This window comes from Streptococcus sp. 3167 (genome assembly GCF_013277175.1).
Taxonomy (GTDB): Bacteria; Bacillota; Bacilli; order Lactobacillales; family Streptococcaceae; genus Streptococcus; species Streptococcus pseudopneumoniae.
This window is the reverse complement of sequence record NZ_VMML01000073.1, coordinates 1-4,613: the sequence shown is the minus strand read 5'-3', so window position 1 is coordinate 4,613 and position 4,613 is coordinate 1. Positions and strand designations below refer to the sequence as shown.

Sequence of the window (4,613 nt, the reverse complement as noted above, 5' to 3'; positions counted from 1 at the left end):
CATATTACTATTATATAATGCTTTTTGATTTTAGTCTAGTATTAATCCCAATTTTCCATTATGAATACAATAGTAAATGGTTGAAATTCCCACGTTAACCCCTTTAGCCATAACCATCATTTCAGGAGAAAACTTTTGATTATGATAGTGGAGAATCTTTTCCTTTAGTTCTTTGGTTAAGCTTGATTTCTTGACCGAGCGCCTGCGATTGTTTTCATAAGACTGTTGAGCATAGTCGGTAGAATAAACCTCTTTGAAGCGCCCTTTTCCAAGACATTGTCAGACTGTCTCACGCTTGATTTCAGTGTGGATAGTTTGAGGAGCTTTTCCAAGCAAAGAGGCAATTTCTCTATTTGATTTTCCTTCTTTTGTTTGGCTTTTGTAGTATAATTGTCTTGCATCTCTGTGCCTTTCTTGTGTTTGTGGTTGAACAACAAGTATAACACAGAGGTGTTTTCTTATGCCTAGAAGAGCTTTCATTTTTTTCAAAAAAGGTTGAAAAAACACCTTTGTGAGATGAAATACCCTTCAAATACCGTATCTCCCAAGTGAAAATCTCACAAATTTCTTAAACTTTGAGTCAAACTTCACATATCTAATCCATATCGATAGTTGGACAGAACTCACTTCTATGGTATTATCCTATCCCCCTTCCAAATGTCAAGCAAAAATGACAAGTATTTTAGAAATAACTCGCCATTTCATTAACTTTCTACTATATTAAAAAAATGTGACCTCATAGCAAGGACTCAAACTCAGCGACGCTCATACCCAGCTGATGGCTGGCAACCTCGGAAGTCAGAAGTCCTTGGCGAACCATATCCAGAAAGGCAAAAAGTTTCCCACGTTCCAAGCCTTCTTCTCGCCCTTGTTCAATCCCTTCAGCTCGTCCACGTTCAAGACCACGCTCCAGTCCCTGTTCAATCCCCTCTGCACGACCACGCTCTAAGTCTTTTTCCTCCGCTTGTTCCAATGCATAGTCATGAGCGAGTAAGGCTTGTTCTTCACGCCTGCGTTGTTCACTAAACATTCTCCTGTCCTCCTCGGACCAGCTCTTGTAGTCCAGCAGTTGGTCTGCTTGGCTGATGGCTCGCTCGGGGTGCTGGGTAAAGGGTTTATTCCCGAAAAACTCCAACCATGGCTTACGAACCTCGTCTTTGCTGGTTTCTCTGTATTTTCTTAATTCCAAGAACGCCATCTTGACTAGATGGTTTTCCTGTCCATTGTTTGTGATGGTTAAGACTTCACCTGTCGTGCCCTCTCGCATACTAAAGCTATGAAAAGCTTGATCATCCTGAAAGTAATTACTATCCACAATAGCTATTGCGTATACTGGTGCGATGTGTTTATAACTTTGGTGAGCGTTTCCTTCTTATTGGCGAATTTTTTCTAGATTTTGATTGACCTGACTGCACAAGTAAGCCCACAGGAGATTGATGAAAAAATTCTGATGATGAACTTGAATTTCAATGATTACTTGGGTTCCATTATCCAACTCCGCCAAGACGTCTATACTGGTATAGAAATCTTGTGCTTAATAGGGCAGAGAAGGCAAGACGTGAATATTACTTCCCTCCAAAATGGTCACATTTTTGGCTGGTAAATCCAACATATCGCGGATAAATTGACAAGTGATTTCTGGATTGCTAAAGATTTTCTTAGCGTCCAAATCATTGGTTGAGCTAATGCCCGGATGTCTGAGAATCATTCTTTCTCTCCTTTCATTATAGCACATTTTTAAATCTAGGTTTGCTAGATTCACTGCTTCTATCTATAGTAAAATGAACCAAAAACAGTACACAATGTTGTATAATCTTCTTATGGCATATTCAATAGATTTTCGTAAAAAAGTTCTCGGCTATTGTGAGCGAACAGGTAGTATAACAAAAGCATCACAGGTTTTCCAAATCTCACGTAATACCATTTATGGCTGGTTAAGGCTAAAAGAGGGAACAGAAGAGCTAAACCATCAAGTAAAAGGAACAAAACCAAGAAAAGTTGATAAAGATAGACTTAAAAACTATCTTACTGACAATCCAGACGCTTATTTGACTGAAATAGCTTCTGAATTTGGCTGTCATCCAACTACTATCCACTATGCGCTCAAATTTATGGGGTACACTCGAAAAAAAGAACCACACCTACTATGAACAAGACCCAGAAAAAGTATCCTTATTTCTTAAGAATTTTAATAGTTTAAAGCACTTAGCACCTGTTTATATTGATGAAACAGGATTCGATACTTACTTTTATCGAGAATATGGTTGCTCATCAAAAGGTCAGTTAATAGGAGGTAAAGTCTCTGGAAGAAGATATCAGGGGATTTCTTTGGTTGCAGGGCTAACAAATGGTGAGTTAATCGCTCCAATAACTTACCAAGAAACAATGACGAGCGACTTTTTTGAAGCTTGGTTTCAGAAATTTCTCTTACCGACATTAAATACACCCTCAGTTATTATTATGGATAATGCAAGATTCCAATAGAATAGCTAGAATAGAATTCTTGTGTGAGGAGTTTGGGCATAAACTTTTACCCCTTCCTCCCTACTCACCTGAGTACAATCCTATTGAGAAGACATGGGCTCATATCAAAAAGCATCTCAAAAAGGTATTACCAAGTTGCAATACCTTTTACGAGGCTCTTTTGTCTTGTTCTTGTTTCAATTGACTATATTTATTCGGAAAAAAGACGAAAAAACCTGAGAACCATCTCAGGCTTGGTCATTAAATTTTTTTCTCAATACCGAAAAGTGGAGAAAGTGGTCGTTTTTCATGAATACGTACGATAGCATCCCCTAGAAGATGAGCGATTGAAATCTGCTCAATCTTATCAATCAAACGCTCTTCTGGCAGATAGATAGTATCCAAAACAACCAATTTCTTAATAGCTGATTTTTGGATATTGTCCGTAGCAGGACCAGAAAGAACTGGGTGCGTACAGCTTGCATAGACTTCAACAGCACCAGCTTCCGCAAGAGCATCTGCCGCATGACAAATCGTTCCAGCAGTATCAATCATATCATCAATCAAGATACAAGTCTTGCCTTCAACCTTACCGATGATGTTCATAACTTCACTAGTATTCATCTTATCAACGCTACGACGTTTATCAATAATAGCGATAGATGTTTTCAAAAATTCTGCCAACTTACGAGCACGAGTCACCCCTCCATGGTCCGGGCTGACAACCACATAGTCAGAACCAACCATACCACGACGCTCAAAATAATCTGCAATCAGAGGAGCGCCCATCAAATGATCCACAGGAATATCAAAGAATCCTTGAATTTGCGCAGCATGCAAGTCGATGGTCAATAAACGATCCACTCCAGCTACTTCAAGCATATTTGCGACAAGTTTTGAAGTGATTGGCTCACGCGCTCTCGCCTTTCTATCCTGACGTGCATACCCATAGTAAGGCATGACAACATTGACAGATTCTGCACTCGCACGCTTCAAAGCATCCACCATAATCAAAATTTCAAGCAGATTGTCATTTACAGGCGAGCTAGTTGATTGTAGGATAAAGACGTGTTTCCCTCGGATTGATTCTTCGATGTTGACCTGAATCTCTCCATCTGAAAATTGGCGAACACTTGATTTCCCCAACTCTATCCCAATCTCCTGCGCCACACGTTCTGCCAATTCTTTATTAGAAGAAAGGGCAAACAGCTTTAAATCAGAAAAAGACATGATTTCCTCCGGTATATATGTATCGCTTGTGCTTTTCACAAGATTTTCCATCTACCATTGTAGCGCTTTTTGCACTATTTTTCAATCAAAAATAAAAGAAGGGCACCATATTTGTACCCTTGCATCATTCTTTTGAAAAATATTCTAGGTCATCAACTCATTGTGTTTCTCAACAAAGCAATAAGCATGATAAAAACCATAGAGAGCAATAGCCGTAACCACTGGAATCACTAAAGGCAACTCTGTCTCCAATTCAACAAAAGGAGAGTTAAACAAGAAATGAGTTCCCAAGGCTAAACCTAGAAAAATAAGACCCTGTTTCTTGCCAACCTTCTGCCCTTTATAGGCTCTGTAAAGCAAGTAAACACCTACTACAGCTAGATCTGAAAGAGTCCAGTGAGAGGCAATTCCTGAGATGATACGCTCTAAAATTCGCGAAATAGTAAAGTCAAAGCCCTCTGGCAAATCCGTACGAATATAACCAATATCCTCAATCATTTGGAATCCCAAACCGGAAGCAATTCCAAGTAAAAACAAAGATTTTAATTTTCGCACAGGAATCAAAGCCAAAACAAAAACAAGTGTCAATAATTTCAAGGGTTCTTCTACCAAAGGAGCCACAATAGCACTTTCAAAGGCATTTAAAAATGTACTATCTGGGAAAAGCATACCCAGCAAATCATGGATATAGGTATTCGCAAAGCTAGACAACCAGCCTGAAAGGAACATCCCTCCCAATAAAGACAGAATCAAAACCTTCTTTGGCAATTCCCATTTTTTCCCAATACGGAAGAGAAAATAAAGAGCCGGAATCATGTAAAAGAGAGCTAGAAAGATAGAAACTCCCATTAGTCCATATTCCGCACCTGACATCGAACCGTCCGTATAGTAGATGGTTTCATATTATGGCTTCAAGCCAG

At 39.2% G+C, this 4,613-nt stretch carries 1 protein-coding gene and 4 pseudogenes; 1 reads left to right on the top strand and 4 read right to left on the bottom strand.

All coding sequences use genetic code 11. The features are described from left to right. Positions 1-42: 42 nt before the first annotated feature. Together HT678_RS09900 and HT678_RS09895 are read right to left on the bottom strand one after the other, a co-directional pair. A pseudogene (locus HT678_RS09900) lies at positions 43-441 on the bottom strand (helix-turn-helix domain-containing protein); the annotation flags it as partial. Between the two features lie 295 nt (positions 442-736). Next, positions 737-1,708, bottom strand: a pseudogene (locus HT678_RS09895) (PD-(D/E)XK nuclease family transposase). A gap of 112 nt (positions 1,709-1,820) precedes the next feature. On the opposite strand from HT678_RS09895, the pseudogene HT678_RS09890 reads away from it, so the two are divergent. Next, positions 1,821-2,668: pseudogene (locus HT678_RS09890) on the top strand (IS630 family transposase). Positions 2,669-2,724: 56 nt separating this feature from the next. Here HT678_RS09890 and HT678_RS09885 read toward each other — a convergent pair. Together HT678_RS09885 and HT678_RS09880 are read right to left on the bottom strand one after the other, a co-directional pair. Further along, positions 2,725-3,693, bottom strand: a complete 969-nt coding sequence (locus tag HT678_RS09885; protein WP_000010164.1) for a ribose-phosphate diphosphokinase — start codon at positions 3,691-3,693, stop codon at positions 2,725-2,727. A gap of 144 nt (positions 3,694-3,837) precedes the next feature. After that, a pseudogene (locus tag HT678_RS09880) lies at positions 3,838-4,613 on the bottom strand (PrsW family intramembrane metalloprotease); the annotation flags it as partial.